This is a genomic window from Providencia rustigianii DSM 4541, from assembly GCF_000156395.1.
In the GTDB taxonomy this organism is placed as follows: Bacteria; Pseudomonadota; Gammaproteobacteria; order Enterobacterales; family Enterobacteriaceae; genus Providencia; species Providencia rustigianii.
This window is the reverse complement of record NZ_GG703844.1, coordinates 1-234: the sequence shown is the minus strand read 5'-3', so window position 1 is coordinate 234 and position 234 is coordinate 1. Positions and strand designations below refer to the sequence as shown.

Annotated in this window: 1 protein-coding gene; it reads left to right on the top strand. The window is 45.3% G+C overall.

Annotated features, from left to right (window positions below; translation table 11 throughout):
- Positions 1–84: 84 nt before the first annotated feature.
- A partial coding sequence (gpM, locus tag PROVRUST_RS20285) for a phage terminase small subunit (RefSeq protein ID WP_006816529.1) occupies positions 85–234 on the top strand: 150 nt, incomplete at its 3' end.

Below are 234 nucleotides of genomic sequence, written 5' to 3'. Positions count from 1 at the left end.
TATAAGCGAAAAGCCTTGCCGTTGTATGAAACGTGGGTCACTGAAACGCTAAAAGGCAATTCAGGGGCGTAAGATGATGTATTGATGTATCTCATGTTGTGGTGTTTTGATGCAGGTGTGTATGAGCAAGGACTTGATATTGCTGAATATGCACTCAAGCACAATCTCACTATGCCGTCAGGTCAATCGCGCACAACAGGGTGCGCTATTGCTGAGGAAATGGGAGATAGAGCT